The sequence below is a fragment of the Polaromonas sp. P1_E1_2 genome, assembly GCF_056406035.1.
The window spans coordinates 1-2,598 of sequence record NZ_JBFUAZ010000601.1 but is presented as its reverse complement, the minus strand read 5'-3'; the positions used below and the strand labels follow the sequence as shown (position 1 = coordinate 2,598).

4 protein-coding genes are annotated in these 2,598 nt (G+C 53.2%); 1 reads left to right on the top strand and 3 read right to left on the bottom strand.

Annotation, left to right across the window (positions count from 1 at the left end; genetic code table 11):
* A partial coding sequence (locus AC1D1P_RS20560) for a LysR substrate-binding domain-containing protein (protein ID WP_477674234.1) occupies positions 1–546 on the top strand: 546 nt, incomplete at its 5' end.
* A gap of 242 nt (positions 547–788) precedes the next feature.
* Here the strand turns inward: AC1D1P_RS20560 and AC1D1P_RS20555 are convergent.
* The 3 genes from AC1D1P_RS20555 to AC1D1P_RS20545 form a co-directional block, all read right to left on the bottom strand.
* Positions 789–1,172 (bottom strand): hypothetical protein, encoded by a 384-nt coding sequence (locus tag AC1D1P_RS20555; protein ID WP_477674233.1) that lies wholly within the window; start codon positions 1,170–1,172, stop codon positions 789–791.
* Positions 1,173–1,239: 67 nt separating this feature from the next.
* Positions 1,240–1,473, bottom strand: coding sequence for a hypothetical protein (locus AC1D1P_RS20550; RefSeq protein ID WP_477670780.1), 234 nt, complete (start codon positions 1,471–1,473; stop codon positions 1,240–1,242).
* Positions 1,474–1,880: 407 nt separating this feature from the next.
* A complete protein-coding gene (locus AC1D1P_RS20545; RefSeq protein ID WP_477670779.1) occupies positions 1,881–2,075 on the bottom strand; it encodes a hypothetical protein in 195 nt (64 codons plus the stop codon).
* Between the last annotated feature and the right edge of the window lie 523 nt (positions 2,076–2,598).

Genomic DNA, 2,598 nt, shown 5'->3' with positions numbered 1-2,598 from the left:
GTGAAAGTCGACATGCGCGTGACCAACCGGGTGATTGACCTGGTGGAAGARGGCATCGACATTGCCCTGCGCGTGCGGCCCACGCTGGAAGACAGCGGCAGCCTGGTCGTGAAAAACCTGGGCGCCGGCTCCGGGCGCCTGCTGGCCAGCCCGGATTTGCTGAGGCGGCAGGGCACGCCTGAAAAACCGGAAGACCTGCACAAGCTGGACACCGTCGCCATGTCCTGGGTGGACGGCCGGGCGTCGTGGACGCTGATGGGCCCCGAGGGAAAGGAGTTTGTGCTGCAGCACCAGCCGCGTTATGTGGCCGACGACCTGCAAACCCTGAAGCTGGCCGTGCTGGCCGGCACCGGCATGAGCTTTTTGCCAGAATCCCTGAGCGCGGTGGAGCAGCAGGCGCAGTTGCTGGTGCCTGTGCTGCCCGGCTGGGCGCTTCGCCCCGGCGTGGCGCATGCGGTGTTCACTTCGCGGCGCGGACAGATTCCGGCGGTGCGCAGCTTTCTGGACTTCCTGGGGGAGCGGATGCGGGGTGAAGAGCTGGTTTGACGGCCTCGCCTGGCGGATTCGCCGGCTGCGAGTGCAGGTAAGGTGCTATGAATTTAGTAGCTGCTTGCGCTCGTCCTTATTGGGCTGGAGGCGATTTCATACTCAAAAAGAYTGCCTGAACAGCGAGAGCAGGCTGTTTAGGACCTGCTCCGGGGTGTTCAGGCCGGCGCCATCGCATTGGCGACGTTGATGAATACATTGCCGAATTCATAGACTCTTGGGAAACCCATTTCCCCACTCCATTACTTCAAAAGGACAACACCGATCACAGGACAAATTGCTATGTAGCCTGCGCCGACCATCGTGATAGGCTGAAGGTAGCGATAGCACGCCACAAGCCAGAAACGATCGGGGCGTTGCGCGGCCTCTAACAAACGTTCATCGTTTGTCAGCGAGCCAGGCGAGTCTCTTTTTGGCGAGCTTCCGGTTGCAAACCAAAATGCCAGATTTGCGATCGCAGCCATACCAATGGTGACGAGCATTGGAAAAAATATCAAAGGAAATGCGATCATTTCGTCATGAACTCCATTTAACGAAATGACATATCCCAATACGCATAGCCCAACAATCACCCCGGCTGGTACGCCCAATATTTTTGACTTTTTCTTTTTAATTTCAATTGTCATTGGGGAATTCTTCGCAATTTTTAGATGTGAATGGTCGAGATGATCTATTGCGATTTCTAATTAGTCTTCAATATTTAGAGATCATTGCAATCAGACCACCAATCGCTTCAACGGCAAAGAAAAAAACAAGACCCCACTTCATTACGAAGGCATCTTGGGGGAAGTGTTCCCTTAAACGAGAGAATGCTTTCCGATATTCAGTCTCCCCGGAGAAATAAGCTTTGTGCTTACTAAATAAGTAGACCAAGTACACGAAAAGAAAAAACCCAGCGGTTCCAAATAGAAGGGCAATTATTTTCATGTAGTTTTTTTAATTAGCTGAAAGTTGTTGAATTGCGCTGAGGTTTGACCCCCAACTGTCGCCTTCAGCCAAGAAAGGGCTGTGACGTCTGTCTCCACGAGAAGGATGTTCACGATCCTCGCGAATGTATGCGATTTCCAGGAGGATTGGCCGATAGTTGGATTCGCCTGCTGTCGCGCCGACCAGGATTTGCATGTTCTGAGAAACTTCCCAATGAGCGCTCCCGGCTTACCAGGCAGCCAGCCGTTGACAACCAATTCCTCATGAGAAATATGGTCACAAGCCAATAGGGACGAGCGCAAGCAGCTACAAAAATAATAGCGCCAGGACTCGCTGGATATCACGGCCGACGGCAACCGGGCGGAAGCCGTCGGGCGATTTCAGCGAGCAATATGCTTCAACGCTATTTACTGCCAGTTGGCAGCAATCACCGGCGCCAGACTGCTCTGGTAGCTGGCAGGCAGGGTGGTCTCACCCGCTGCTGGCGGGCTGAACGATGCCATGGCCTGCACCAGATTGTTGACCTGGGTGTTGAGCAGGGCATGCCCATCGCTCACCTGAAAGACTTCGATCTGGTTGAACATGCTGGCGTACCAGTCCAAGTTTTTGTCCGCACCCCCTCGGGTCAAGCTTCAGCGAAATTCAGGACTCGTGTTTCGCATCATGTGCGTCAAAACGACACCGCCTCCTCTATTTGAAGAGGTGCTAATTATTCCAAACGCACACATGCCGGTTAACTCCTTCGGTGCACATGCATAGTCATTCACACATCAGCATCGGTTTCAAATGAGAATGTTTGGGTTAATGATGCTGCTCGAAGTTGCTGAACCTCATCTGGATTGAATGAGCATCGCGATTTATTGAACAAGGTAGTTTTGCGAAACGCGATTGACAGGGTTCACACCACCGGCTGACACTTGCTCTCAAATAGCAAAAGAGGGAGTGGGCAGTGGTCAATCAATATTGTCGGCCGGCGCGCCGATGTGTGGGCGCGGCTAATACCAAACAGCCTTTATTGCATATCGCCGCTCATCTTGTGATGAGCGCCGCCCGGCTAGGCGAGCACATTTTCCACCAGGTATCAGCGTGGTTTCCTTGGCTCATTTTGCTCGTGCTGATTGGCAT